27 protein-coding genes are annotated in these 25104 nt (G+C 69.4%); 12 read left to right on the top strand and 15 right to left on the bottom strand.

Annotated elements, in window-relative coordinates:
- Window positions 1-146: 146 nt before the first annotated feature.
- Window positions 147-635: a VOC family protein gene (locus ACSMFO_RS10130; RefSeq protein WP_038508279.1), complete on the bottom strand. Its 489-nt coding sequence runs from the start codon at window positions 633-635 to the stop codon at window positions 147-149.
- A gap of 71 nt (window positions 636-706) precedes the next feature.
- Here ACSMFO_RS10130 and ACSMFO_RS10125 point away from each other — a divergent pair, with 71 nt between their 5' ends.
- Window positions 707-1120 (top strand): tetratricopeptide repeat protein, encoded by a 414-nt coding sequence (locus tag ACSMFO_RS10125; protein ID WP_016337278.1) that lies wholly within the window; start codon window positions 707-709, stop codon window positions 1118-1120.
- Window positions 1121-1148: 28 nt separating this feature from the next.
- On the opposite strand, the gene ACSMFO_RS10120 is transcribed toward ACSMFO_RS10125, so the two are convergent.
- Entirely contained in the window at window positions 1149-1718 is a 570-nt protein-coding gene (locus ACSMFO_RS10120; RefSeq protein WP_007028810.1) for a helix-turn-helix domain-containing protein, read from the bottom strand.
- A gap of 66 nt (window positions 1719-1784) precedes the next feature.
- Here ACSMFO_RS10120 and ACSMFO_RS10115 point away from each other — a divergent pair, with 66 nt between their 5' ends.
- Entirely contained in the window at window positions 1785-2693 is a 909-nt protein-coding gene (locus tag ACSMFO_RS10115) for an NAD(P)/FAD-dependent oxidoreductase (protein WP_436458216.1), read from the top strand.
- On the opposite strand, the gene ACSMFO_RS10110 is transcribed toward ACSMFO_RS10115, so the two are convergent.
- Window positions 2666-3370, bottom strand: coding sequence for a murein transglycosylase (locus tag ACSMFO_RS10110; protein ID WP_038508274.1), 705 nt, complete (start codon window positions 3368-3370; stop codon window positions 2666-2668). The genes ACSMFO_RS10115 and ACSMFO_RS10110 overlap by 28 nt on opposite strands.
- A gap of 274 nt (window positions 3371-3644) precedes the next feature.
- On the opposite strand from ACSMFO_RS10110, the gene efeU reads away from it, so the two are divergent.
- Genes efeU through ACSMFO_RS10090 form a run of 4 tightly spaced genes read left to right on the top strand, consistent with a single transcriptional unit; the run spans window position 3645 to window position 7326 of the window.
- Entirely contained in the window at window positions 3645-4484 is an 840-nt protein-coding gene (efeU, locus tag ACSMFO_RS10105) for an iron uptake transporter permease EfeU (protein ID WP_037340711.1), read from the top strand.
- Between the two features lie 5 nt (window positions 4485-4489).
- A complete protein-coding gene (gene efeO / locus ACSMFO_RS10100) occupies window positions 4490-5620 on the top strand; it encodes an iron uptake system protein EfeO (protein ID WP_436458214.1) in 1131 nt (376 codons plus the stop codon).
- Entirely contained in the window at window positions 5617-6882 is a 1266-nt protein-coding gene (gene efeB, locus ACSMFO_RS10095; protein WP_436458212.1) for an iron uptake transporter deferrochelatase/peroxidase subunit, read from the top strand. The genes efeO and efeB overlap by 4 nt, the downstream gene beginning before the upstream one ends.
- Before the next feature lie 33 nt (window positions 6883-6915).
- Complete coding sequence (locus ACSMFO_RS10090) at window positions 6916-7326, top strand: PPOX class F420-dependent oxidoreductase (RefSeq protein WP_038508268.1); 411 nt, start codon at window positions 6916-6918, stop codon at window positions 7324-7326.
- A gap of 67 nt (window positions 7327-7393) precedes the next feature.
- On the opposite strand, the gene ACSMFO_RS10085 is transcribed toward ACSMFO_RS10090, so the two are convergent.
- The 9 genes from ACSMFO_RS10085 to ACSMFO_RS10045 all read right to left on the bottom strand — a co-directional run bounded on the left by ACSMFO_RS10085 (window position 7394) and on the right by ACSMFO_RS10045 (window position 18350).
- Window positions 7394-7954 (bottom strand): hypothetical protein, encoded by a 561-nt coding sequence (locus ACSMFO_RS10085; RefSeq protein ID WP_436458210.1) that lies wholly within the window; start codon window positions 7952-7954, stop codon window positions 7394-7396.
- Between the two features lie 8 nt (window positions 7955-7962).
- On the bottom strand, window positions 7963-9336 hold the full coding sequence (locus tag ACSMFO_RS10080) for a hypothetical protein (protein ID WP_436458209.1): 1374 nt from the start codon (window positions 9334-9336) through the stop codon (window positions 7963-7965).
- Complete coding sequence (locus tag ACSMFO_RS10075; RefSeq protein ID WP_436458351.1) at window positions 9333-10136, bottom strand: ABC transporter ATP-binding protein; 804 nt, start codon at window positions 10134-10136, stop codon at window positions 9333-9335. Before ACSMFO_RS10075 ends, ACSMFO_RS10080 begins: the two co-directional genes overlap by 4 nt.
- A gap of 17 nt (window positions 10137-10153) precedes the next feature.
- A complete protein-coding gene (locus tag ACSMFO_RS10070) occupies window positions 10154-10969 on the bottom strand; it encodes an anti-sigma factor family protein (RefSeq protein ID WP_038508264.1) in 816 nt (271 codons plus the stop codon).
- Window positions 10966-11508: an RNA polymerase sigma factor gene (locus ACSMFO_RS10065; protein ID WP_073844931.1), complete on the bottom strand. Its 543-nt coding sequence runs from the start codon at window positions 11506-11508 to the stop codon at window positions 10966-10968. Before ACSMFO_RS10065 ends, ACSMFO_RS10070 begins: the two co-directional genes overlap by 4 nt.
- A 184-nt stretch (window positions 11509-11692) precedes the next feature.
- Entirely contained in the window at window positions 11693-12616 is a 924-nt protein-coding gene (locus ACSMFO_RS10060; RefSeq protein ID WP_436458207.1) for a MazG family protein, read from the bottom strand.
- Complete coding sequence (locus ACSMFO_RS10055; RefSeq protein ID WP_073844936.1) at window positions 12613-13617, bottom strand: hypothetical protein; 1005 nt, start codon at window positions 13615-13617, stop codon at window positions 12613-12615. The genes ACSMFO_RS10060 and ACSMFO_RS10055 overlap by 4 nt, the downstream gene beginning before the upstream one ends.
- A gap of 207 nt (window positions 13618-13824) precedes the next feature.
- Window positions 13825-17379, bottom strand: coding sequence for a transcription-repair coupling factor (mfd, locus tag ACSMFO_RS10050; RefSeq protein WP_436458349.1), 3555 nt, complete (start codon window positions 17377-17379; stop codon window positions 13825-13827).
- Window positions 17380-17435: 56 nt separating this feature from the next.
- Window positions 17436-18350: an LLM class flavin-dependent oxidoreductase gene (locus ACSMFO_RS10045; protein ID WP_360120150.1), complete on the bottom strand. Its 915-nt coding sequence runs from the start codon at window positions 18348-18350 to the stop codon at window positions 17436-17438.
- Window positions 18351-18435: 85 nt separating this feature from the next.
- Here ACSMFO_RS10045 and ACSMFO_RS10040 point away from each other — a divergent pair, with 85 nt between their 5' ends.
- On the top strand, window positions 18436-19200 hold the full coding sequence (locus ACSMFO_RS10040; protein ID WP_436458205.1) for an MmyB family transcriptional regulator: 765 nt from the start codon (window positions 18436-18438) through the stop codon (window positions 19198-19200).
- On the opposite strand, the gene ACSMFO_RS10035 is transcribed toward ACSMFO_RS10040, so the two are convergent.
- Complete coding sequence (locus ACSMFO_RS10035) at window positions 19190-19696, bottom strand: DedA family protein (RefSeq protein WP_436458204.1); 507 nt, start codon at window positions 19694-19696, stop codon at window positions 19190-19192. The genes ACSMFO_RS10040 and ACSMFO_RS10035 overlap by 11 nt on opposite strands.
- A complete protein-coding gene (locus ACSMFO_RS10030; protein WP_436458202.1) occupies window positions 19668-20270 on the bottom strand; it encodes a class I SAM-dependent methyltransferase in 603 nt (200 codons plus the stop codon). Before ACSMFO_RS10030 ends, ACSMFO_RS10035 begins: the two co-directional genes overlap by 29 nt.
- Before the next feature lie 131 nt (window positions 20271-20401).
- On the opposite strand from ACSMFO_RS10030, the gene ACSMFO_RS10025 reads away from it, so the two are divergent.
- The 3 genes from ACSMFO_RS10025 to ACSMFO_RS10015 are packed head-to-tail and all read left to right on the top strand — an operon-like array spanning window position 20402 to window position 23430.
- Window positions 20402-21568, top strand: a complete 1167-nt coding sequence (locus ACSMFO_RS10025; RefSeq protein ID WP_436458200.1) for a sensor histidine kinase — start codon at window positions 20402-20404, stop codon at window positions 21566-21568.
- Window positions 21565-22224, top strand: a complete 660-nt coding sequence (locus tag ACSMFO_RS10020) for a response regulator (protein WP_037340667.1) — start codon at window positions 21565-21567, stop codon at window positions 22222-22224. The genes ACSMFO_RS10025 and ACSMFO_RS10020 overlap by 4 nt, the downstream gene beginning before the upstream one ends.
- Window positions 22225-22245: 21 nt before the next feature.
- Entirely contained in the window at window positions 22246-23430 is a 1185-nt protein-coding gene (locus tag ACSMFO_RS10015; RefSeq protein ID WP_436458198.1) for a PQQ-dependent sugar dehydrogenase, read from the top strand.
- Here ACSMFO_RS10015 and ACSMFO_RS10010 read toward each other — a convergent pair.
- Window positions 23427-24152, bottom strand: coding sequence for an SDR family NAD(P)-dependent oxidoreductase (locus ACSMFO_RS10010; RefSeq protein WP_436458196.1), 726 nt, complete (start codon window positions 24150-24152; stop codon window positions 23427-23429). The two genes, ACSMFO_RS10015 and ACSMFO_RS10010, sit on opposite strands and share 4 nt — an antisense overlap.
- Window positions 24153-24185: 33 nt before the next feature.
- On the opposite strand from ACSMFO_RS10010, the gene ACSMFO_RS10005 reads away from it, so the two are divergent.
- Together ACSMFO_RS10005 and ACSMFO_RS10000 are read left to right on the top strand one after the other, a co-directional pair.
- Window positions 24186-24707, top strand: a complete 522-nt coding sequence (locus ACSMFO_RS10005; protein ID WP_436458195.1) for an isochorismatase family protein — start codon at window positions 24186-24188, stop codon at window positions 24705-24707.
- Between the two features lie 3 nt (window positions 24708-24710).
- Entirely contained in the window at window positions 24711-25103 is a 393-nt protein-coding gene (locus ACSMFO_RS10000) for an NUDIX hydrolase (RefSeq protein WP_436458193.1), read from the top strand.
- Window position 25104 lies beyond the last annotated feature (1 nt).

The raw sequence follows: 25104 nt of genomic DNA, 5'->3' as shown, positions 1-25104 counted from the left end.
TGTGGGTTGTGCCTGCGGTGACCGGGCCCAGCCTAGCCGTCACCGCAGTTCACCCGTTGGAGGCACGCGCCACATCGCGCCTGACCAGACCTTCCGACCTTCCTCCCCACCGCCACCCTCAACGGAGGAGCGTCGCTCCGCAGTACCTACTCCATGGCCGGTTCGTCCGCCCGGACTTCCTTCCAGCCCGACGGGAGCTCGACCGTGTCGGAGAACTGCTGCCAGAAGGTCCAGCTGTTGCCGCCGATGTCGGAGACGGTGAACACGCGGGCGCCATACGGCTGGTCCTGGGGCGCGTCGATGTCGGCGTCGTCGCCCAGCGCGGCGCGAACCCGCTCGTACTGCGCGTCGGCGTCGGCGACGTAGACGATGTTCAGCTGCCCGACCGGGCCGTCGACGCCCTTGGCCTGCCAGTACTCGGGGCCGACACCGGCCAGCTGGATCTTGGCCGGACCGGCGCACAACGTGGCCTGGAACACCTCTCCGGAGCCGTCGGCGAAGCGCACTTCCTCGGTGAACCCGAACACTCTGACCAGCCACGCGACCGCCTCGGTGGCGTCGGCGTAGTAGAGGTACGGCGCGAGCCCGAGGTACCCGGGCTCGTTTTCGGGCCTATCCGCTTCGGTACTGCTCATGGCAGGACAGTCCACCATGACCGTTTCAGCAGTCGAGATCGGCCCTGCCCAGGCGTATCGTGGAGCGGACCATGATGGATGCCGAACCCGCCCCAGAACCCGGCCCGGACCCGTCCGGTGAGTCACGGTTCCGCGCCTTCCGTCAGGCGGAGGCGCTGGTCGAAAGCCGCAGGCCGCTCGACGCGCTCAAGGCACTCGAGCCCTTACTGGAACACGAAACCGACAAACCGAGTGTTCAGTTGCTGGCGGGCCGCGCGTACTTCCACTCCGCACAGTTGCGGCGGGCCGAGCGTGCCTTCACCCGGGTGCTGGAGCTGGATCCCACCGATCATTACGCGCGGTTCGTACTCGGACGGACCCTCCAGCGCCTCGGCCGGTTGACCGAGGCGCTCGCGCAGATGCGGATAGCGTCGGCGATGCATCCGATCCCGGAGTATCTGGAAGCGATCAGCGAGGTCAGCGCGCGGATCGCGTTGCGCGACTGAGCCGCCGGGGAGCAAGGGACCTTTGCTCTCATTTCGACCTGGCCCGCAGATGCGCCCGTTCGCCCTGCTTGCCGAACAGCACCAGCAGCTCCACCGGCCCCGGACCGGCGCTGCCGAACCAGTGCGGCACCCGCGTGTCGAACTCCGCGGCCTCGCCGGGGCCCATCGTGAAATCGCGATCGCCGAGCAGCGCCCGCAACCGTCCACTGAGGACGTACATCCATTCGTAGCCCTCGTGGGTGCGCTGCACGGGCTCGATGTCCTCGACCGGGATCAGCAGTTTGAACGCCTGCGGCTGGCCGGGCTGCGCGGTCAGCGCCCACGCGGTGAACCGGCCGAACTTCTGCGCCTTCATCCGGACCCGCGGATCGGCGGGTTCGGGTTCGCCGACCAGTTCGTCGAGCGGGACCTGATGCGCCGCCGACAGCGTGAGCAACAGCTCCAGCGTGGCCTTCCGCGTGCCCGATTCGAGCCGCGAGAGCGTGCTGGCGGAGATCCCCGTCGCCTCCGAAAGTGCGGAGAGGGTGGTGCCGCGTTCCTTGCGAAGGGCCTTGAGCTTCGGGCCGACCTCGGCGAGCCGCCGTTCGATGTCCTCCATGCCTTCAGTTTGCCAAATCGGCAATGAACTTTGCCAACTTTCGCGGAGATCCGGATGCTCGGGACCATGAACGAAAAATTCGACGTGGTGATCATCGGTGGTGGCGTCGCGGGGCTCAGCGCGGCTTTGGTGCTGGGCAGGGCGCGACGCGACGTGGTCGTGATCGACGGCGGCACCCCGCGCAACGCGCCCGCCGCGCACGCACACGGTTTCCTGACCAGGGACGGCATCCCGCCCAAAGAACTACTGGAGATAGGCCGTGACGAAGTCCGCGCGTACGGCGTCGAGATCATCGAAGACGTCGTCCACCGGCTGCGGCACGACAAGGCGGTGGAACTGGCGAGCGGGCGGGTCGTCGGCGGACGGCGGATCGTGGTGGCCACCGGGCTGGCCGACGAACTGCCGGACGTCCCCGGCGTCGCGGAGCGCTTCGGCGCCGACGTGCTGCACTGCCCGTACTGCCACGGCTGGGAAGTGCGCGATCAGCGGTTCGGCGTGCTCGCCACGTCCGAAAAGGCGGTCCACCAGGCGCTGATCGTCTGGCAATGGAGCAAGGACCTGACCTTCTTCACGCATACACAGCAGCTCTCGGCCGAAGACCGGGCGAAACTGACCGGGCTGGGCATCCGGATCGTCGACGGGAAGGTGTCCGAGCTCGCCGTCGAAAACGACCGGTTGACCGGCGTCCGGCTCGTCGACGGCGAATTCGTCGAACGCGACGTCGTGTTCGTCGGCCCGAAGTTCGCCCCGCACGACCGGCTGCTCGCCCAGGTCGGCTGCGCCCGTACCGAAAGCGGCTCGATCGCGGTGGACGCGCAGGGCCGCACGAACGTCGACGGTGTCTGGGCGGCGGGGAACGTCGTCGATCCGATGGCGCAGCTCGTCGTCGCGGCGGGCGACGCCTACCGGATGGCGACGGCGCTCAACTTCGATCTGGTGCTCGAAGATCAGGGCGCGACGCTGGCGTCCGCGTAGGTGTCGGCCGCGCTGAAGACTTCCTGGACGTAGGGCACCGCGGGGTTGAACACCCGCATCGACTTCCACCAGCCGTCCGGGGTGGCGACGTCGTCGCCGGCGGCGCAGAGGTAGCGGGCGGTGGCGAAGGCGGCGTCGTCGAGGTCCTTCGGATCCGGCTGCTTGCCGTCGCTCCTGGCCCGGGCGGAGTGCTTGGCCCAGATCTCGGGCGCGAGCGTGATCGGGCCGGGCCTGCCCTGCGCCGTCTCGACGTGGGAGATGCCGGCGAGGGTCGCCCACGAGAGATGACAGCCCGGCTTCTGCCGCCGCAGCCACATCTCGGCCCGGCCGTAGGCGGACAGATCGGCGACGGAGAGCCGGGTCTTCGCGGCCACGCGCTTCGCCCAAGTCTCCAATTCGGCCGCGTCGGAAACGGTGGGCCGGTCGGGCGGTGCGGCGAGCCCGGCCCGCGGCGTCGCCGCCCCGGGCTGCGGCTTCTGGTCGGGAACGGCGAGCGCGGGCTGAGGCTGAGGTGCCGGAGGCGGTTCCTCACCGGCAGGCCGGTTCACCCCGACCGTCATGATCAGCACCACGCCCGTGAGCACGAGCCCGCCCGCGAAGGCGAGCCTGGGGACGTACGGCGGCAGAGGGCGCGCTGGATGCTCCGGGGCGTCGGTGCTCTGGGCGGTTTCGGCCACCCGGACAGGTTACTTCGCCACACTTCCGGGCGATGACCCATTCGGCTTACGAAGCCAACTGACGGTAAAGCGAATCGGTAACCGGTCCTCGGCGGCCGATTCGTTATCTGAAGCACCGAGTTCACGCTGACCTGGGAATGCTTCAAAACACTCCGTCCGATCAAGGTCTCTTCAAGCGTTTCGTCCAGTTCTGGACCGTGTCACTCCCCCTGGACTTTCAGGGAAGCCTTACCTAAAACCAGGAGGTTCAGTCGGCACGACCAGGGAGAACGACGTGTGGTTCGCGAGTGCGCTCATCGGCCTGCGTGAAGGCCTCGAAGCGGCCCTCGTCGTCAGCATCCTCGTCGCGTTCCTGGTCAAGACCGAACGACGGCACGCGCTGCGCTGGGTCTGGCTCGGGGTCGGCGTCGCGGTCGCGCTGTCGGTCGGGGTCGGCGCGATCCTCACCTACTCCACCGCCCAGCTGACCTTCGAACAGCAGGAGCTGCTCGGCGGCACGCTGTCGATCGTCGCGGTCGGTTTCGTGACGGCGATGATCTTCTGGATGCGCAAGGCGTCGAGGACGATCGCCGCTGAACTGCGCGGGAAACTCGACGAAGCGCTCGACGTCGGCCCGGTCGCGGTGCTCGTCCTGTCGTTCTTCGCCGTCGGCCGCGAAGGCCTGGAGACGGCGGTGTTCTTCTATTCCACCGTGCAGACCGCGCAGGGCGGCACGACCGAACCGTTGATCGGTTTCAGCGCGGGAATCCTCGTCGCGGTCGTGCTGGCGTACCTGATCTACCGCGGCGCCGTCCGGTTCGACCTCGGCAAGTTCTTCACGATCACCGGTGTCCTGCTGGTGTTCGTCGCGGCGGGCGTCCTCGGTTACGGCCTGCACGACCTGCAGGAGGCCGCCTTCCTGCCCGGGCTGACCACGCTCGCGTTCGACGCCTCGGCCGTCCTGCCGGAGGACAGCTGGTACGGCGCGCTGCTCAAGGGGATCTTCAACTACTCGCAGCAGACGACGGTCCTGCAGGCCGTCGCCTGGGTCGCCTACGTGGCGATCGTGCTGCCGCTGTTCCTCAGGCCCAAGAAGAAGGCCACGGCACCCGCCGCGGCCGCGATCAAGGAGTGACCCTCGTGTCTCGTCGATTCCCGCTCGTCGCGCTCGCCGGCGTCGGCGCCATCGTGCTCACCGCCTGCGGTGGCGGCGAGGAAGCGCCCACCGCGGCCGGCGGCCCGATCAAGGTCGAAGCCTCCGACTCGGCCTGTGCCGTCTCGGTGACCACCGCGAACGCGGGCAACGTGACCTTCGAGATCACCAACAAGGGCACCAAGGTCACCGAGTTCTACCTCTACGCCGAGGGCGACCGGATCATGGGCGAGGTCGAGAACATCGCGCCGGGGCTGAACCGGCGGCTCATCGTCGAGGTCGCCGAAGCGGGCAAGTACCAGACCGCGTGCAAACCCGGTATGACCGGCACCGGCATCCGCGGCGACTTCACCGTCACCGGCGGCGGCGCGAAGCAGAACGACCCGAACTCGCAGAAGGCGCAGGCGGTCAAGAGCTACGCGGAGTACGTCGCGAACAACACCAAGGCGCTCGACGAGGAGACCGCCAAGTTCGTCGCGCTGGTGAAGGCGGGCAAGGTCGACGAGGCGAAGGCCGCGTACGCCCGCACGCGCGTCTACTTCGAGCGGGTCGAGCCGGTGGCCGAGAAGTTCGGCGACCTCGACCCGAAGATCGACGCGCGCGAGGCCGACCTCGAACCGGGCCAGAAGTTCACCGGGTTCCACCGGCTGGAGAAGGATCTCTGGGTGACCGGCCTGCAGGCCGACTCGCCGCAGATCGCCGATCAGCTCGTCGCCGACGTCAAGGAGCTGGTGACCAAGTCGGCGTCGATCGAACTGAACGCGCTCGACCTGGCCAACGGCGCCAAGGAACTGCTCGACGAGATCGCCACCGGCAAGATCACCGGTGAGGAGGAGGCGTTCTCGCACACCGACCTTTCGGACTTCCAAGGCAACCTCGACGGGTCGAAGGCCGCGATCGCCTCGCTGCGCCCGCTGCTGCAGGCGAAGGACCCGGCCTTGGTGTCCACTTTGGACAAGGAGTTCGGCAACGTGCAGGCACTGCTGGACAAGCAGCGTGAAGGCGACGGCTTCAAGCTGTACACCACGCTGAGCCAGGACCAGGTCAAGGAATTCGCGTCGGCGGTGGACGCGCTGAGCGAACCGCTGAGCAAGGTCGCCGAGGTCGCGGCGCAATGACCGGCGCGGAGCACACCCCGGTCACCCGCCGGAAGCTGTTCGGTATGGCGGGGGCGGGCGCCGCCCTGGTCGGGACCGGGGCGGCGGCGGGCTTCGGCGCGAACCAGCTCCTCGGTGGGGACAGCCCGGCGCAGGCGGCGCAGAGCGTCGTCGAGTTCCACGGCGAGCACCAGGCCGGGATCGTGACTCCCGTGCAGGAGAACCTGCATTTCGTCGCGCTGGACGTGACGACGAAGGATCGCGAAAAGCTGGTCAAGCTGCTGCGCACGTGGACGGACGCGGCGCGGCGGATGACCGCGGGCCAAGAGGTCGGGACGGGAGGCGCCGTCGGCGGCGCCCCCGCCGCCCCGCCGAGCGACACCGGCGAGGCACTCGATCTGGCGGCGTCCTCGCTGACGCTGACGATCGGCTTCGGCCCCTCACTGTTCGACGGCCGGTTCGGGCTCGCCGCGAAACGGCCCGCCGCGTTGATCGATCTCCCCCTGTTCCCGCAGGACAAACTCGATCCCGCGCGTAGCGGTGGCGACATCTGCATCCAGGCTTGCGCGGACGATCCGCAGGTGGCGGTGCACGCCATCCGGAACCTGGTGCGGCTCGGCTTCGGTGTCACCGCGGTGCGCTGGTCGCAGCTCGGCTTCGGCCGCAGCTCGTCGACGTCGCGGGCACAGTCCACGCCGCGGAACCTCTTCGGGTTCAAGGACGGGACACGCAACATCAAGGCCGAGGAGACCGACGTCCTGCGCGACCAGGTGTGGGTGACGGCCGAAGACGGGCAGCCGTGGATGGCCGGCGGGTCGTACCTGGTGGCAAGGCGGATCCGCATGCACATCGAGACCTGGGACCGGGAGTCGCTGAAGGGCCAGGAAGGGATCGTCGGCCGGTCGAAGGGCGCGGGTGCGCCGCTGGGCCAGGCCGCCGAATTCGACACCCCCGATTTCCAGGTCGGCGGTGCCGGCGGCGAGAAGCTGATCCCGGAGGACTCCCACGTCCGGCTGGCCTCGCACGAAAACCTGAACGGGGCACGGATCCTGCGGCGCGGCTACAACTTCGTCGACGGTTCCGACGGTGTCGGGCATCTCGAAGCCGGGCTGTTCTTCCTCGCCTTCAACCGGGACACGCGCAAGCAGTTCGTGCCGATGCAGCAGGCACTGTCGTCGAAGGACGCGATGATGGAGTACCTGCAGCACACTGGATCCGCTCATTTCGCCGTGCCGCCGGGTGTGCGCGAAGGCGGTTTCTGGGGCGAGGGCCTGTTCTCTTGACTTCCAGTTAAGTGGAGGTCGCACACTGGGCTCATGTTCAGTGAAGCGGAACTCGACTACCTCGCCACCCAAGGTCTCGGACGGCTCGCGACGGCGCAGCCGGACGGCACACTGCAGGTCAGCCCCGTCGGCTACGCCTACAACACCGAGACCAAGACGATCGACATCACCGGCTACGAACTGGCGAAGAGCAAGAAGTTCCGGAACGTGGCCGCGAACGGGCAGGCCGCGTTCGTGGTGGACGACATGCCTTCACAGGACCCGCCGCGGATCCGCTGCCTCGAGATCCGCGGCCGGGCCGAGGCGCTCACCGGCGCCCGCACGGCCGACGGGCATTTCGACGGCGCGGTGATCCGGATCCACCCGTCTCGGATCATCAGCCTCGGTGTCGACGACCCGGACCACGACCCGCTCGATCTCGTTCCGCACAACCGGAACGTCTGAGCCCTTCGGATGTCATGAAAGGGCCGTTCCTGACGAAGAACGTCAGGAACGGCCCTTTCATGACACTTCAGCGGCGGTTACCGAAGACGGCGTAGCTCCCCAGGCCCGCCACAGCGAACACCACCGCGGTCCACATAGCGGCGGCCACCCCGGCGGGCTGGAAGAGCCAAGTCACCACCGAGTGCACGGTCTCCTCGCTCGACGTGGTGGCCCAGACCACGAACGACACGATGAACACCAGAAGCGGCAACGTCCACCCGAAGGCCCCGCCGAACAGCACCGCGGCGATCCCGGCGAGACCGAGCAACCCGCTCGCGTTCCGCACGATGACCTCCACCGGGACCCGCTCCGCCTCCCACAGCCGCGGCAGCAGCGCGGCACCGGCGCCGAGGCCGCCGATCAGCAGGAGATGCAGGACGCGGCGAGGCGCCCAGCGGATCGCGGCGGTCCGGTCGAGATCGGTGTCCTGCCCGCTGAGGCCGATGGCGGTCACCGCGATCGCCACCAGGAGCGCCAGGGAGACGGGGATCTCCGACCAGCGGTCCCGCGCGAGGAACCAGATCACGGCCATGCTCACCGCCAGCCCCGCGAAGGACGCGGGCATGGCGCGCGAGCGCGCGTACAGCACCGCCCACCTCATCGGGCGCCGCCGAGGAGAACGTCGAGCTGGTTGCCTTGGCAGGTCAAGCCGGCCTGCCGCTGCGCGACGATCCGCTCTCGCTGCACATCGGGCGGCAGAGCACGGAAGGCCTCCCACTTCCGCACGACCTCGTTCTTCGTGTCGTCGCTCAGCCAGGAGGCCCCGGTCACCTTCCATTCACCGAGGAACCAGCTCGCCGAGATGGACCGTGCGGCGAGTTCGTCCAAAAAGGACTTGTTGACGCCTTGCAGGCTGTAGCAGGTCGGCGTCCCGGAGCCGGCGACCAGTGTCCGCGTCATGTCGTCCGAATTCAGGACCGAACGGATGGACCAGTCCACCAGATCCACGTAGACGGTGCCGGCGGCACGCGGCGGCACCTCGTCGTAGCCCAGCCGCCGGTCCAGCGCCGCGACCTTGACCGGCGCGTCCGGCAAGGTTCCCAGCAACCGCAACGCTTCCTTGCCCGGCGCGGCGAGGCGTGGCAGTTCGGCTTCGAGCATGCGGGGAACGCAGACCGGGCCGTCGCAGACCATCTCCGTCGCGGCCGGGTCGGAGACCTCGGCTTCGGCCGTGCTGCCGGGAAGAACGGGCAAGGCGATCACGACCGCCGCCAAGACGGGGACGGCGGCGAGCCACTTCGCCCGCTTGGAGCGGGCGGCCAGCAGGAGGAAGCCGGTCGCGGCCAGCCCGGCGAGCCAGACCCCCTGCCCGAGATCCATCCAGCCCGCTGTGGTCTTGAACGGATCCCTGACGACGTCCATCGCGGGAGACAGCAAGGAGACGCGGAACGGCACGATCCCGGCCAGCACGCTGCCCTCCGCCCCGGCGAACTGGAACAAGAGCACGGCCACGAAGGCGGCGACGGCCACCGCGGGTGCGGTCAGCGGATGCGGCAGCAACCGGCCGATCCCGAGCCCGAACCAGGCGCCCGCGAGCATCGCGAGCACCCCGACCACGACGATCGGCAGCCAGCCGAAGGTGAAGAACCCGCCGTTGAAAGCGGCTTGAACACCACCGACGACGAAGATCAGCAGGAAGCCCAACGCCAGGAGACCACCCAGCGCGCCGGCGAGTTTCGCGGCCCGCTGCCAACCGGGACGCGGCATGGTGGTCATGAGTTCGACCGTGCCGGACCGGCTGTCGCGCATGCCTTGGATGACCCCGGCGCCGATCGCGATCGGCCACAGGAACACCAGCAGGAACCGGCTCCACTCCGCGGCGTGCGTCCAGTGCTCGTCCCAGGCGAGCGGCGGCTTCGTCCACGGACCGCTGAACGAGTAGAGGAAGCCGAACGCGACGACGAGGATCGCGAGCGTGGCCCAAGGGGCGATGGAACGGCGGGCTTCGGTCCGCAGGACGCGAGTGTTCACCAGTTCCCCTTCCCCGGCTCGTGCCCCAGCAGCGCCGAGTAGCCGCGCTCGATCGGGCTGTCGCCGACGTGCTCCTCGCTCCCGGCGGCGGCCAGTTCGTCCGGAGTGCCCTGGAAGACCAGCTTCCCGTTTTCGAACAGGACGACGTCGGTGCACGCCGTCGCGACGTCCTCGACGAGGTGGGTCGAGACGACGACGCAGGCGTCCCGGCCCAGTTCCTGCATGAGCTCACGGAAGCGCACTCGTTGCGCCGGATCGAGTCCGGCGGTCGGCTCGTCCAGCAGGAGGATGTCCGGATCGTTGACGATCGCCTGCGCGATCCCGACCCGCCGCACCATTCCGCCGGACAGCGTCTTCATCCGGTCGTCGGCCCGATCGGCGAGGCCGACGCGTTCGATCGACCGTTGCACCGCGCCTGGGATGTCCTCTCCTGCCATTTCCTTGAGCCAGGCGATGTATTCGACGAACTCACGGACGGTGAATCGCTTGTAGAAACCGAAATTCTGCGGCAGATAGCCGATACGGCGGCGCAGGCGGCGCTGATCGGTGAACCCCCCGACGGATTCACCGAGCAGCGCCAGCCCGCCTTCCGCCGGCCGGAGCACCGTCGCCAGTGCCCGGATCAGCGTGGTCTTCCCGGCCCCGTTCGGGCCGAGCAGACCGTGCACCCCCGTGCCGAGATCCAGGTCGAGCCCGTTCACGGCGAACTTGCGTTTGCCGACCCGGACCTTCAGTCCCTCCGCCTTGATCTGCCACGCGTAGGTCGTCGGCGCGACCTCCGCGGCCCCGACAGCACGCATCATGTTCTCCCCTTCGTTCAACGTTCGGATCCGGTGAGCAGGCCGAAGACGCTCCGCCGGAGCACCACCACGACCGCGGTCACCGCGAAGATCGCGCCCCACACCGGGAGCAGCCGGGGTTCGAGCGCGGTGGCACGCCCTTGTGAAGCCACCGCGGGCGCCAGGATCACCGCCACCCAGACCCCGGCGAGGACATAGGCCGCCCGCACCACCCCGATCAGCCCGCCGAGCGCGAGCGTCCCGGTGGTGAAGGCCAGGCTCGGCAGGAGCCCGAGCCCGAATCCGCCGCCGCCGAGCCAGCTCGAAAGGGCCTGGATCGGCAAGACGACGGCGAGGACCGCCGTCGTCCGGCGGAGCAGCAGGTAGAGCCCGGCCCTCGGCGTCGAAGTGACGAGTTCGTACGCGGGGTCGAGCCCCTTCGCCCACGACACCGCCACCCCGAGCACCGGCAGGACCGGCGAGAACAGCTGGACGAACGAGTAACCCTTGCTCCCGGTGAACCCGACCCCGTCCAGCAGGACACCGATCGCCGGGATCAGGAGGATCATCACCAGCCAAGGCAGCATCACCGGCGTCACCCAGGTGTGCAGCCGCCCGGCCCACCGCCTCCGCATCGGGCTCGGCCCCGCTTCGGCGAGTTTCGGCCCCAGCCCGGCCCAGACGTCGTCCACCAGCGCAGACACCGACGGCAGGCTGAGGGCGGACAACCGCCCCCGGCATTCCGCGCACGATTCGAGATGGGCCTCGACCGCCCAGACCTCGTCACCGGCCAAGCCGTCGTCGCCGAGGACGTAACCGGCGAGGAGCTGTTCGGACACGTGTTCCTTGTTCACGACAGCGCCTCCCGCATCGCGATCCGAGCCCGCCTGGCGCGGGTTTTGACGGTTCCTTCCGGCACGCCGAGCAGCACCGCGGTCTCACGGACGGTCAGCCCGTCGAGCACCATGGCCTGCAGGACCTGTCGGAGTTCGGGAGCGAGCCGTCGCAGCGCGTCACCGACGTGGTCCCCGACCGCACCGGCCAGAGCCTCGTCTTCGGCCGCGGGTGCAACGGCCGTTTCCGCGACCGGCAGCGGCTGCGCGAACTTCGCCCGGCGGCGGAAGGCGTCGACCAGCCGCCTCGCGGCGATCGTCCAGAGCCAGCCGACGGCGCTTCCGCCGACGGCCGCACCGGCGAACGCGCCGGCCGCGCGCCAGACCGCGAGGTAGGTCTCCTGCATCACCTCGGCGACGATCTGTTCGTCGGCGCAGCGACGGCGCAGGCGCACGGCCAGCCACGGCGACGTGCGGCGGTAGAGCTCCTCGAACGCCGCACGGTCGCCTTTGGCGGTGCGGCGGACGAGCTGCTCTTCGTCCGGTTCCGTTCCCTTCACATCCGGCAAGACGCCGAGATCACCGAACCGGTTCTCACCCGATTGTGTTCTGCGTCACAACGCCTCCGGCCCCTCGGCCGATCACGAGGCCTCCGGAGGTGATGTCGCGAAAGCCACTTTCGGGACATCAGGCGTCTCGAAAGTGGCTTTCGCGACACCCGCCGGCGTCCTACCGCGGCAAGCTTCAGGAACTCGGCCAGAACTTGCGCCAGCCGTCGGCCTCCAGCGTCGTCGGTTCCAGACCGGCGTCCCGCGCGGCCTGTTCGGCGTCCCGGATGTCGCGCGCGAACCGCTTCGCGACGGCGCGGAGCTCACCTTCGGGGTCGATCCCCGCCCGGCGCGCGGTCGCGGCCACCCGGAACAGCTGGGCCGCAGCCTCGGCGCCGTCGGGGAACAGGTCGAGCGGGATCCCGGCCCGGCCGCTGCGCTGGCCGAGCTTCCCGGCGAGCGCCACCGCGGGCTGCCCGAGGGCGACGCCGTCCACAATGGACTGACGGCTCTTCTCGGCCTGCTTCAGTTCTTCCCATTTGAGGTTCTGATCGCTGACGGTCTCGACCCGCGGTGCGTCGGCGAAGACATGCGGATGACGTCCGACCAGTTTCGCGACCAGGTCGGACGCGACCTCGTCGATCCCGAACGGATCAGCCGCGTCCTCGATGGCGACGCGCGCGTGGAAGAGCACCTGGAGCAGGACGTCGCCGAGCTCCTCGCGCAAGGCGACCCTGTCGCCCTCCTCGATCGCGTCGAGCAGCTCGTAGGTCTCCTCGACCAGGTACTGGCGCAGCGATTCGTGGGTCTGGACGGCGTCCCACGGACATCCGCCCGGCGAACGCAGGCGGTCCATCACCTCGGCGGCCTCGACCAGCGGCGGAACGGGTGCTTCGATCACCCGCGCACCCGCCCTGATCAGCGCCGCGGCCTTGGCTTCCCGGCGCGAACCCGCGATGAGCACGAGGTCGCGCACCTGCGTGTCACCGAGCGCGGGCACCCCGAAAACGTCGGGATCGACATCGGAAGCCGCGTACACGGCGGCGCTGCTTCGCAGGATCGGGAGTGCCGCGGCGGGCAGTGTCGCCCCGCGGGCGATCACGACGACGGCAGTGGTCACGGGTTTTGCGGCGCGGCACCGTGCACAGGCAGCACGATGCCCTTCTTCGAAGCTTCGTTGGGCGCGAGGTCCATGCCGACAACATCCCACACGCCATAGCGCGGGTTCACCTTGAGGTCGACCTGGTCGAGGTACGGCTGGAGGAGCCGGATACCCACTCCTGCCAGCTGCTGAGCGGTCGGCTGCGTGGCCTGGTCCGACGCGACGGGCTTGTCCGCGGCCCGCTCGCGCATCACGACGACGACCCAAAGCGGCTGCTGCGGTGTCGGCTGGAAGGCGGCGACGGTGTTGGGTTCGAGACCGAACAGGACGGTGGCCGCGGTCGCGGGCGACTGCATCGCCGGCAGCTTCTGGCCGGTGCCCGCCTGCGTGTCGGCGGTCTGCTGGTCCTGCGCGATCAGCTCGGCGGCCGCGTTCGGCGACGCGGCGAACTTCTTGGCCTTCTCGATCGCCTGCTCGCGCAGCTTGTCCGCGTCGGAACCGGTGGCGTCGGTCGAGGAGACCGAGCTGAAATCGAACGTGACGGTGAGCTTGTCGAGGTACTTCATCGCGAGCTGGGTCTGCAGCGCCGCGTCGACCAGGGCGTCGCGGTGGTCCCGCACCCGCGCCACGAGCTGCTGGACGCTCAGCGCGGGATCGTTCTGCGGGTTGGCCTCCATCGGCTTGGCCAGCGGGTCGTTCTGCAGCGCGTTCACGACGAGGGACTCGTCGACCCGGACGCCTTCCCGCTGAGCGGCGCGCTCGGTGAGGTCGTGCAGGATCTCCTGCCGGACGATCTCGCGGCCGACGAGGTCGAGCTTGTGCTCGGCGGCGAGCTGCTGCCCGTACGGGTGTTCACGGACGGCCTTGTCGATCAGCTGCTGCACGCGATCCACCGAAACGGTTTTGCCGTCGATGATCACCGCGGCACCGACCTGCCCGGGACCGGCGTTGCATCCGGCGAGAAGGAGAGAACCGGCAAGAACCCCGACCAGCGCGCGACGGCGCCCCATGATCCGCATCACAGGGCCTACCCTCTCACACCGGCCCCGGCGAGAGAACCAGGTCATAAGTCGCGATTCGGCTTCTTGCGAGCCGAAGCCGGATCACGCGTGATGGGAGCCGGAACACGCGTGTTCAGGGGCGGAAGACCCAGAACGCGAGAGTTCCGCCTCCAAGCACGTGTGTTCCGGCTCCAAGCACGTGAGTTCGCTTGTCTCGCACGCCGCTTACGCGACGGGTGCCGGCGACTTCATCAGATTCGTCAGCAGCTTCGCGCACCAGTCCAGCAATTCCTCGTCGCGCAGCGCCGGGGCGCCCATGCGACCACCGGCCGGGCCCTCCGTCGGCTTCGGCACGGAGACCGTGTTCGTCACCGCCTTGTAGAGAGCCTTGGGGTACAAGCGCTTCAGCCGCACCATCTGCGAATCCGCCAGCGGCAGCGGCGCGAACCGGATCGACGTGCCCTGGACGGCGACCTCGGTGACGCCCGCCGCGCGGCAGGTGTGCCGGAACGCGGCGACCGCGAGCAGCCTCCGCACCGGGGCGGGCGGCTGACCGTAGCGGTCGATCAGTTCCTCGCGCACGGCGTCGAGCCCGGCCTGGTCGGGGGCGGCCGCGATCTTGCGGTACGCCTCCAGCCGCAGCCGCTCACCCGGCACGTAGTCGTGCGGGATGTGCGCGTCCACCGGGAGATCGACGCGGACTTCGGCGAGCTCCTCCTCTTCGGAGGTTTCCGCGCCCGCGTGCCGGCGGAACGCGTCGACCGCTTCACCGACGAGCCGCACGTACAGATCGAAACCGACTCCCGCGATGTGTCCTGACTGCTCCGCGCCGAGGATGTTGCCCGCGCCGCGGATCTCCAGGTCCTTCATCGCGACGGCCATACCCGCGCCCAGTTCGGTGTTCTGCGCGATGGTCGCGAGCCGGTCGTGCGCCGTCTCGGTGAGCGGCGCCTCCGGCGGGTACAGGAAGTACGCGTACCCGCGCTCGCGCCCACGCCCGACCCGGCCGCGCAACTGGTGCAGCTGCGCGAGCCCCAGCAGGTCACCGCGTTCCACCAGCAGCGTGTTGGCGTTCGAGATGTCCAGCCCGGTCTCGACGATCGTGGTGCAGACGAGCACGTCGTACTCGTTCTCCCAGAAACCCTGGATGATCTTCTCGAGTTTCTCCTCGTTCATCTGCCCGTGCGCGGTGACGACACGCGCCTCCGGCACCAGCTCGCGAATACGCTTCGCGGCCTTCTCGATCGAGGAAACCCTGTTGTGCACGTAGAAGACCTGGCCGTCACGCAGCAGCTCGCGCCGGATCGCGGCACCGACCTGCTTGTCGTCGTACGCGCCGACGTAGGTCAGGATCGGGTGCCTGTCCTCGGGCGGGGTCAGGATCGTGGACATCTCGCGGATGCCGGCGAGCGACATCTCCAGCGTCCGCGGGATCGGTGTCGCCGACATGGTCAGCACGTCGACGTGGGTCCGCAGCGCCTTGATGTGCTCCTTGTGCTCGACGCCGAACCGCTGCTCCTCGTCGACGATCACCAGGCCGAGATCCTTGTACCGGATCCCGGTCTGCAGCAGGCGGTGCGTGCCGATCACGATGTCGACGTCGCCCGCGGCCAGCTGCTCCAGGATGGCGTCGGACTCGGCCTTGTTCGTGAACCGCGAGAGCCCCTTGATCTTCACCGGGAACGAACTCATCCGTTCGGTGAAGGTGTTGAGGTGCTGCTGCGCGAGCAGCGTCGTCGGCACCAGCACCGCGACCTGCTTGCCGTCCTGGACGGCCTTGAACGCCGCGCGCACCGCGATCTCGGTCTTGCCGTAGCCCACGTCGCCGCAGATGACGCGGTCCATCGGGACGCCGCGTTCCATATCCGACTTGACTTCGTCGATCGCGGCGAGCTGGTCGTTGGTCTCGGTGAACGGGAAGGCGTCCTCGAGTTCGCCCTGCCACGGGGTGTCCTGCGCGAACGCGTGCCCCGGCGCGGCCTGCCGCGCGGCGTAGAGCTGCACGAGTTCGGCGGCGATCTCCTTGACCGCCTTCTTCGCCTTGGCCTTGGTGTTCTTCCAGTCCGATCCGCCGAGCTTGTTCAGCGTGGGCAGCTCGCCACCGACGTAGCGGGAGACCTCGTCGAGCTGGTCGGTCGGGACGAACAGCCGGTCCCCCGGATGCCCGCGTTTGGAGGAGGCGTACTCCAGCAGCAGATACTCGCGGGTCGCTCCGGCGACGGTGCGCTGCACCATTTCGACGAACCGGCCGATGCCGTGCTGATCGTGCACGACGTAGTCGCCCGCTTTGAGGGCGAGCGGGTCGACGGCGTTGCGGCGCCGCGACGGCATCTTGGTGCTGAAGTCCTTTGTGGACGTTCCGGCACCCGAGCCGCGACCGGTGAGGTCCGATTCGGACAGCACCACGAGAGCGCGCTCCAGCGAGACGAAACCGTCCGACAGACCGCCGCACGTCACCGTCACGACGCCGGCCGTCAGCGGACCGGTGATGCCTTCGGCGAGCGACGCGGGGACATCTCCCGCCGACAGCTGCTCGACGGCGCGGGCCGCGGTGCCGTGCCCGGCGACGACGAGCACGGCCGTCCCGCCCGCCGCCGTGTGGGCGCGCAGATCGGTCGTCGCGCGCTCGACCTCGCCGCGGTAGTTCGGCGCGGCCTCGATCGAGACGCGGTAGACGTCGGGATCGTCGCTGGCCAGCTGCGTCAGCGTCCACCAAGGGCGCTTCGTCTCTTGAGCGTGCTTCGCGATCTCCGCGAGGTCCCGGTACGCGGACGCGCCGAGGTCGATCGGCGCCTGACCGCCCGCGGCGGCCGTGGTCCAGGACGCTTCGAGGAACTCCTGCCCGGTGCGGACCAGATCGGCCGCGCGGGCGCGGATCTTCTCCGGATCGGCCAGCAGGACGTGCGTGCCCTGGGGCATCGCGTCGGTCAGCAGGTCCAGCTCGCCCTCGCACAGCACGGGGATGAGCGCCTCCATGCCCTCGACGGGGATTCCGCCGGAGAGCTTGGTGAGCATCTCGGTGAGCTGCGCGTCCGCCTCGTACGTCGTCGCGAGCTCGGCGGCCTTCGCGCGGACCGGCTCGGTGAGCAGCAGCTCACGGCACGGCGGCGCGCTGACGTGCTGGATCTCCCCGGGCAACGACCGCTGGTCCGACACCGCGAACGCGCGGATCTCGCTGACCTCGTCGCCCCAGAACTCGACTCGCACCGGATGCTGCGCCGTCGGCCCGAACAGGTCGAGGATGCCGCCGCGCACGGCGAACTCGCCGCGCTTCTCGACCATGTCCACCCGCGTGTACGCGAGCTCGACCAGCCGCTCCAAGAGCCCTTCGAAGCTCTGCTCCTCGCCGACGACCAGGTCGATCGGCGCGAGCGAACCGAGCCCGGGCGCCATCGGCTGGATCAGGCTGCGGACGGTCGCGACGACGACGCGCAGACCGTCCGAGCCCGTCTTGAGCCGGTGCAGTACCTCCAGCCGCCGCCCGACGGTGTCCGCCCGCGGGGACAGCCGCTCGTGCGGCAGCGTCTCCCAGGACGGGAAGTCGACGACGGCGCCTTCGCCGAGGAACGACTTCAGGGAAGCGGTCAATTCGTCCGCCTCGCGGCCGGTGGCGGTCACCGCGAGCACGGGGCGGCCGGCGCCCTCGTCCGCGGCGAGGGCACCGGCGACCAGCTGGCGGGTGGCGATCGCGCCCTGGAGTTCGAGCACCGGGGCACCGGCCCGCTCGACGACCCCGCGAAGGGCCGGATCGGGAAGGATGGAATGAAGGAGTCCGGACAATGGAGCGTTTGTCACCGTCCCAGCCTACGTGGGGGCACCGACAGTCCGCCGCGCGATTACCGGGGCAGGGCGTCGAACACCTTCGGGAGCTGCTCGTCGAACTCGGCCGGTTCCTGCGTCGCGATACGGATCAGCATGTGTTCGGCACCAGCGTCCTGGTACTCGCGCAACCGGTCGGCGACCTGCTCCGGGCTGCCCGCGACCAGCATTTGGATCTTCTCGACGAAATCCAGCGGGACACCGTAGTTCCGCTGTGCGTAGTCCTCCAGCCGCTCGCGTGCCCTGATCGGGTCATCCTCGATGAGCACTGTCGCGAACAACGCCGGTGTCACGGGGCGTACGGCCGTTTCGCGGATCTTCGCGAGGCCGTCGGTGTAGTCCGCGACGTCGGGCGGGTACGGCAACCAGCCGTCGTAGAGCCGCCCCGCACGCTTCAGCGCGCCCGGGGTGAAGGCGGCCAGCCACACCGGCGGGCCACCGGGACGGTGCGGTTCCGGGTACTCCGGCAGGGCGTCGTAGTGCAGCACTTCGCCGTGGAACGGGCCGCTCTTCCCGCTCCAGACGTGCCGCCACAACGCGACGATGTCGTCGAGGCGGGCGCGGCGGCGTTCCCACGGGACCCGGGTGAACGCGAACTCGGGTTCGCTGCGACCCGCGAATCCGGCACCGACGCCGAGCGTGACGCGGCCTTGGCTGAGCAGGTCGAGCGAGAGGATCGCGTTCGCGGAAAGAAGCGGATCCCGCAACGCCGGCAGCAGCGCGGCGGTGCCGAGGGTGACCCGCTCGGTTCTGGCGGCGAACGCGCCGAGCAACGTCAAGGAATCGATGGGCGCCTTCGCGAGAGTGTCGCCGACCCAGACCGAATCGAAGCCGAGGCGTTCGGCTTCGACCGCGACGGCGACCATTTCCGGCGCGGTGCGCCCGGCGTCGAGGGTGGACCGATAACTGGGGACGACCAGACCGAATTTCATGCCGGAAGCATCTCCGCGGCGGGGAATCGTCTCAATTCCTTCGAGGGAATGGCGACGCCGACGACGTCTCGGCCAAGATGACGCCATGGTTTCCGGATTCGGCCCCGCGCTCCGGGGCTGGCGCGAACGACGGCGGCTTTCCCAGCTGGAGCTGGCGATCCGGGCCGGGACCACGCAACGGCACGTGAGTTTCCTGGAAGGCGGCCGGTCGATCCCCGGCCGCGGCCTGGTGCTGCGCGTCGCCGAATCGCTCGAACTGCCCCTGCGTGAACGCAACGGCCTCCTGCTCGCGGCCGGGTTCGCGCCCGGTTTCCCCGAAACCGAATTGGACGATCCGAGCCTGCGGCCGGTCCTCGACGGTATGCGGCGGCTGCTCGACGGGCACCGTCCGTATCCGGCCATCGTGGTCGACCGCTACGGCGTGCTCGTCGCCCGCAACGACGCGCTCGACCTGCTGTTCGAGGACGTGGCGCCGGAACTGCTGGAGGAACCGGTCAACACCTTGCGGCTCGCGTTGCACCCGAAGGGGATGGCGCCGAGGGTGCGCAACCTCGCGGACTGGGCCCGGCACATCCTGGAACGGTTGACCCAAGAGATCGCCCACGCGCCCGACGAGCGGCTCACCACGCTGCTCGCCGAACTCGAAGGTTACGTTCCGGCTCCCGGTCCGCCCGGGCCCGATCACCTCGGTTTCGCGGTGCCGATGCGCCTGTCCACTTCCGTGGGCGAGCTGCGGCTGATCACGGCCATCACGACGTTCGCGACCGCCGCCGATGTCACGGTTTCGGAATTGAAACTGGAGACGTTCCTCCCCGCCGACGCCGAGACGGCGGCGATCCTCACCCGCTGACCCAAGCGCCCGCGTGGCCCAAGAACAGATCGGCGCACGCCCACACGACGGCCGCGCAGACACTGCCGGGCACGAACCGCCGGTACGGCATCTCGGCGGCTCCCGCGATACGCGGCACCACGGTCCGCACCCCGGCCAGGCAGCGGCCGGCGATCACGGCCGGGACGCCGTACCGGGCGACGGCCCGCTCCACGCGCTCCCACCGATCCCGGCCGAACCGCCGCCCGAATCGCGTGGTCCGCAGCCGCGGGCCCAGCCGCCGCCCCTCCAGGAAGGCGATCTGGTCGCCGGCCACGGCGGCGCCGATCGCGACCGTCAACGCCAGTGGCAGGTCGAGCGTGCCCCGTCCGGCGAGGAACCCCATCAGCAGCAGGCTGGACAACGTCGGCAGCACGATTCCCGGCAGCAGCGCGGTCTCCAGGAAGATCAGGGCGCCGCAGACGAGGTAGACCAGCGCGGGCGGCGACTCAAGAAGCGGCCGCAGCAGGCTGTCCACGCCGCCTCCCCGCTTTCTGTGGCAGTGCCGCGCGATACACGAAGGCGGGCGGCAGGTTCGGCCAGACCAACGGGGTCCGGCCGGTCACCGCGAACCGGTCCCGCAGCGCGGCGGCGAACCGGCGGCCGGGCGTCGTCCAGGCCGCGTGCGCGTAGGCGAACGTCGTGAACCGTCCATGCGGCGCGAGGATCTCCGTGACCTGGTCGAGGATCCGCAGCTGCCGTTCACCGGGCATGACCGTCCACGGCAGCCCGGAGACCACGACGTCGGCGGCCTCGTCCACATACGAAAGCAAGTTTTCGGCGGACCCCTCGACGACCTCGACGTCCCCGTGCCGGGACCGCAGTTCCCGCGCCAGCCGCGGATTGATCTCGACCGCGATCAGCCGCGCGCCCGGTGGCAGGCGGCGGACGACGGCGCCGGTGAACACACCGGTCCCGGGGCCGAGTTCGACGACGAGCCTGGCGCTTTCCAGGCCGAGGCCCGCGGTCATGGCCTCCGCGAGTTTCGGGGAGCTGGCCGCGACGGCCCCGGTCAGGACGGGATGGCGGAGGAATTCCCTGGTGATCGACATGTTCCCGACGCTAGGAACGGGTTTCGTCGCTCCGCGTCGGCTTCGTCGGCCGATTCCGTCCTCCCGTGGGAGGACCCCGGGAGTACCCGAGGACGACGCGCTCCCGTGCCGGGCGGGGTTACGTTCGAACGGTGCAAAGGCTGCTCGACCGGCTCCGCGCCCACCCGTGGGTGACCGACCTTCCCCTGTACGCGTGGTTCGTCTTCCTCGCGCCGACAGGATCGTCGTCGGCCCCCAAGGCCGTCCTGCTGGTGCCGTACCTCTTCCTCGTCCCGCTGCTTTGGCGGCGGCGTCACCCCGAGATCGTCGCGGTGCTGATCGTCGCGGGGGTGACCGCGCAGTACACGACGGAGCTCTGGGCCTACGACCGCGGCCGGGGCGAACTGGCCATGGCCGTCGCGCTCTACACGCTGGTCCGCGCGGGGAACCGCCGGTTCGCCGCGCTGATCGCCGGCACGATCGTCATCCTCGACGTCACGTGGGGTCTCGCCTGGGGCGTCACCACCGAACAGGGCTCCTGGCTCGCCATCGGCGCGACGATCCCGCTGCACGTCGCCGCTTGGGCGCTCGGCGAGTTCTTCCGTGCGCGGCAACGGCTTTCGGCGGAGGAAGCGACGAAGGCGGAACTGGCCGCGTCCGAACAGGAGGCCCGCGCCCGGGCCGCCGTCGCCGAGGAACGCACCCGCATCGCCCGCGAACTGCACGACGTCCTCGCGCACAGCGTGAGCGTCATCGTGATCAACGCCGAGGGCGCGAAACTCATGCGCGACAAGGATCCCGAGGTCGTCGACCGGACACTCGACACGATCGGCAAGGCGGGCCGCGACGCGCTCGCCGAGCTGCGCCGTCTGCTGGAAGTCCTCCATGCCGGCGAAGCCGCCCGAAGCCCGCAGCCGACCGTCGCGGAACTTCGCGACCTGGTCGCGCAGGTCAGCGCGAGCGGATGGGACGTGGATCTCCAGGTCACCGGGGACGCCGAGGGGTTGCCGCCGAGCGCCGCGCTGCAGGCGTACCGCATCGTCCAGGAGTCGCTGACCAACATGATCAAACACGCGCCGAGGGACGCGAGCGGCCAGGTCGAGATCGATTTCGGCCAGGGCGGCCACCGCCGGAACGTCCGGATCGAGGTGACGAACACCGGCGGGAGCGAACCCGTCGCGCCGCGGCTCCCGTCGTCCGGCCGGGGGATCGCCGGCATGACCCAGCGCGTCGAGATGTTCCACGGCACCCTCGACACCGGACCGACCCGCGACGGTGGCTACCGGGTCGCCGCGAATCTGGTGGTGGAGGCGGGATGACGGCGGTGAAGGTGCTGATCTGCGACGACCAGGAACTGGTCCGGGTCGGGATGGGGATGATCGTCACCAGCCAGGACGACCTGACCGTCGCGGGCGAAGCCACCAACGGCGCCGAAGCGGTCGAGGCCGCCGAGAAGCTGCGGCCGGATCTGGTCCTGATGGACGTCCGGATGCCCGTGCTCGACGGCGTCGCGGCGACCGAGCGGATCTGCCGGTCCCTTCCGGACACCCGGGTCCTGATGATCACCACGTTCGACCTCGACGAGTACGCGTATGCCGCGTTGCGTGCCGGTGCCAGTGGTTTCCTCGTCAAGGACGCGCCCGCCGACGAGATCCTCGTGGCGATCCGAGGTGTCCTCCGCGGCGACTCGATGGTCTCCCCCTCGGTGACGAAACGGCTGCTCGATCGCTACCTGGCCGACGAACGGGACGCCGGTGAGAGCGCGCGGCTCGAAACGCTGACCGAACGCGAGAAGGACGTCCTCTCGCTCATCGCGCGCGGCCTGACGAACTCCGAAATCGCCGCGAAGCTCTACATCGGGGAGACGACCGTGAAGACCCACGTCGGCCGGATCCTCGCGAAGCTCTCGCTGCGCGACCGTGTGCACGCGGTCGTGTTCGCCTACGAAAGCGGTTTGGTTCGCGCGGGCGGTTGAGCACGGTGGCATGCTGATGTCATGCGCACTTCCGCCGTCGTCGCGTTCGCTTCCCTGTCCTTGCTGGTCACGGCCTGTTCCGGGGCGTCGAGCGAGACGGTGCAGAGCGCGCCGCCGGTCACCTCGAAGCCCGCGGTGTCGAAGCTGAAGGTCGAGCAGGTGACGGCCGGGCTCGAACACGGCTGGGACGTCGGTTTCCTGCCGGACGGGAAGATCCTCGTCACCCAGCGCCCCGGGAAGCTGGCCCTGATCGAAGGCGGCGCGAAGCGTGACGTCGCCGCGGACTTCTCCGATGTCCACGTACGCGGCGAAGGTGGGCTGATGGGGATGGTGATCAGCAAGGACTTCGCGACGTCACGCGAGTTCATCACCTGCCAAACCCACAAGGAAGGCGACAAGGCCGTCGACATCCGGCTGGTCACCTGGCGGCTTTCGGACGACGGCGCGAGCGCCACGAAGGTCAAGGACCTGCTGACCGGGCTGCCGGTGAACCCCAGCGGCAGGCATTCCGGCTGCCGTCCCGCGTTCGGCGCGGACGGCGCGCTCCTCGTCGGCACCGGCGACACCGCCCGCCCGCAGCACCCGCAGGACCGGACGAGCCTCGGCGGCAAGGTGCTTCGCGTCGACGCGAAGACCGGGAATGCGTTGCCGGACAACCCGTTCGCGAAATCCGCGAACCCGAACGAACAGCGTGTGTTCACCTACGGGCACCGCAACGTCCAGGGCGTCACGGCCCGCCCGGGCACCGGGCAGGTGTTCACCGCGGAGCACGGGCCGAGCATCGACGACGAGGTCAACCTGGAGACCGCGGGCGGGAACTACGGCTGGGACCCGTCCAAGGGCGGCACCGAGACCGGCTACGACGAAAGCGTCCCGATGACGGACAAGCAGCGCTTCCCGGACGCCGTCAGTCCTTTGTGGACGACCGGCGAGATCACCGAGGCGATCTGCGGCGCCGAGTTCCTCACCGGCTCGCAGTGGGGAGCGCTCGAAGGTTCGCTCGCCGTGACGGCGCTGAAGGGACAGAAACTCCTGCTGTTCCGCCTCGACGACACCGGCAAGGTCACCGAAGTGACGCTGCCGCCGGAGTTCGACGACAAGTTCGGCAGGCTGCGCGCCGTCCGCAGCGGTCCGGACGGCGCCCTCTACATCACCACTTCGGAAGGCCAGGACGACAAACTGCTGAAGGTCACGCCCAGCGCTTAACGGCCGAGGTGAGCTCCGCCGTTGACGTGGACGATCTGCCCGGTGACGTGCCGCGCCTCCGGGCTCGCCAGGAAGGCGACCACTTCGGCGACGTCCGCGGGCTCGCCGGCGCGTTTGGTCAGCGTGTTGCCGATCAGCCACGCCCGGCGCTCGTCAGACAGCTTGCCCTGGAAGAATTCGGTGTCGCCGACCAGTCCGGGCGCGACGATGTTCGCGGTGATCCCCCGCGGCCCGAATTCCCTTGCCACGTCGACGTTCCACGCCTCCAGCGCGGCTTTGGCGGCACCGTAGGAACCCGCGCCGGTGCGCGCGGCGATCGAGCCGATGGTGACGATCCGCGCCCCGTCGGCGAACCTTTCCCGCAAGGCACGGGTGACCAGCACGGCGGTGAAGACGTTCGCGTCGAGATTGGCCTGCCAGTTCGCGGCGAACGACTTCAGGTCTTCGGCCTGCCCGGTGCGGAAGTCGGTGTTCCCGCCCGCGTTGTTGACCAGGACGTCGACGCGCTCCGGCAATTCGGCCAGCGCCCGTTCCACCGCCTCCGGATCGGCCGCGTCGAACGGGACCGGGTTCGCGCCGAGCAACGTGGCGGCCTCGGTGAGGACCTGCTCGCGACGGCCGGTGATCGTCACCCGATCACCTCGCGCGGCGAAGGCCGCCGCGACCGCGTAGCCGATTCCCGTTCCGCCGCCGGTGACCACTACTTCCCTGCTCTGCCCCATGTCTCCAGCATAGGGACCACTAGGCTTCCCCTCATGACGAAGATCGACCCGGCGACGACGGCGCTCGTCCTGATCGACCTCCAGACCCGGATCGTCGCGCTGGAGACCGTTCCGATCGAAGGCACCGAAGTGGTGTCGAACGCCGTCCTGCTGCGAGACGCCTTCAGCGCGGCCGGCTCACCGATCGTCCACGTGCGGGCGCACCGGCCGGACGTCGACGAGCAGCCGCCCGGCAGCGAACTGGTCGCCGAACTGACACCCCGCGAAGGCGAGCACCTGATCACCAAGAACACGATCGGCGCGTTCTACCGCACCGGACTCGACGAACTCCTGCGCGGGCTCGGCGTGAAGACGCTGGTGCTCGCCGGGATCGCCACCGAGTACGGCGTCGAATCGACGCTGCGGGCCGCGATCGACCACGGCTACGAGACCATCGCCGTTTCGGACGCGATGGCGGGTATCACCGCGATCTCCCACGAATCGGCGATCACGAAGGTGTTCCCGCGGCTGGGCGAAGTGCTCACGACCGCCGAAACCGCCGCGGCGCTGGGCTGAACCATGATCGACAAAATCGCTTTGCTGTACTTCCAGGACGGCCGTGTCCTCGGCGCCCGCTCGCGCGGGAAATCGGTGTTCTACCTGCCCGGCGGCAAACGGGAACCCGGTGAAACGGACGCGGAGACACTGGTACGCGAAATCCGCGAGGAACTGAACGTCGAGATCGATCCGGCGACGATCGAACCCGCCGGATCGTTCGAGGCTCAAGCCGACGGGCACGCGTCAGGACTCGTGGTCCGGACGACCTGCTACCTCGCCGAATTCAGCGGAACACCCACGGCCAGCAGCGAAATCGAGGAAATCGCGTGGCTGGGCCATGCGGACAGGGACCGGCTCTCCGCGGTGGGCAAGATCATCTTCGACCACCTGCGGGAGACCGGCCTCCTGCGCTGAC

The sequence above is a fragment of the Amycolatopsis sp. w19 genome (assembly GCF_051373225.1).
GTDB lineage: Bacteria > Actinomycetota > Actinomycetes > Mycobacteriales > Pseudonocardiaceae > Amycolatopsis > Amycolatopsis japonica.
Note: the sequence above shows the minus strand (reverse complement) of the source record. Positions and strands in the feature narration are given on the sequence as shown.

Excerpts from the sequence above, each read along its gene's own strand:
- ACSMFO_RS10120 (WP_007028810.1), bottom strand. The coding sequence starts at position 1,718 with ATGGAGGACATCGAACGGCGGCTCGCCGAGGTCGGCCCGAAGCTCAAG.
- ACSMFO_RS10005 (WP_436458195.1), top strand. The coding sequence starts at position 24,186 with ATGACGAAGATCGACCCGGCGACGACGGCGCTCGTCCTGATCGACCTC.
- ACSMFO_RS10130 (WP_038508279.1), bottom strand. The coding sequence starts at position 635 with ATGAGCAGTACCGAAGCGGATAGGCCCGAAAACGAGCCCGGGTACCTC.
- ACSMFO_RS10020 (WP_037340667.1), top strand. The coding sequence starts at position 21,565 with ATGACGGCGGTGAAGGTGCTGATCTGCGACGACCAGGAACTGGTCCGG.
- ACSMFO_RS10055 (WP_073844936.1), bottom strand. The coding sequence starts at position 13,617 with ATGCGGATCATGGGGCGCCGTCGCGCGCTGGTCGGGGTTCTTGCCGGT.
- ACSMFO_RS10040 (WP_436458205.1), top strand. The coding sequence starts at position 18,436 with ATGGTTTCCGGATTCGGCCCCGCGCTCCGGGGCTGGCGCGAACGACGG.
- ACSMFO_RS10075 (WP_436458351.1), bottom strand. The coding sequence starts at position 10,136 with ATGCGTGCTGTCGGGGCCGCGGAGGTCGCGCCGACGACCTACGCGTGG.
- efeB (WP_436458212.1), top strand. The coding sequence starts at position 5,617 with ATGACCGGCGCGGAGCACACCCCGGTCACCCGCCGGAAGCTGTTCGGT.
- ACSMFO_RS10125 (WP_016337278.1), top strand. The coding sequence starts at position 707 with ATGATGGATGCCGAACCCGCCCCAGAACCCGGCCCGGACCCGTCCGGT.
- ACSMFO_RS10010 (WP_436458196.1), bottom strand. The coding sequence starts at position 24,152 with ATGGGGCAGAGCAGGGAAGTAGTGGTCACCGGCGGCGGAACGGGAATC.
- ACSMFO_RS10030 (WP_436458202.1), bottom strand. The coding sequence starts at position 20,270 with ATGTCGATCACCAGGGAATTCCTCCGCCATCCCGTCCTGACCGGGGCC.
- ACSMFO_RS10045 (WP_360120150.1), bottom strand. The coding sequence starts at position 18,350 with ATGAAATTCGGTCTGGTCGTCCCCAGTTATCGGTCCACCCTCGACGCC.
- ACSMFO_RS10090 (WP_038508268.1), top strand. The coding sequence starts at position 6,916 with ATGTTCAGTGAAGCGGAACTCGACTACCTCGCCACCCAAGGTCTCGGA.
- ACSMFO_RS10115 (WP_436458216.1), top strand. The coding sequence starts at position 1,785 with ATGAACGAAAAATTCGACGTGGTGATCATCGGTGGTGGCGTCGCGGGG.
- ACSMFO_RS10000 (WP_436458193.1), top strand. The coding sequence starts at position 24,711 with ATGATCGACAAAATCGCTTTGCTGTACTTCCAGGACGGCCGTGTCCTC.
- ACSMFO_RS10015 (WP_436458198.1), top strand. The coding sequence starts at position 22,246 with ATGCGCACTTCCGCCGTCGTCGCGTTCGCTTCCCTGTCCTTGCTGGTC.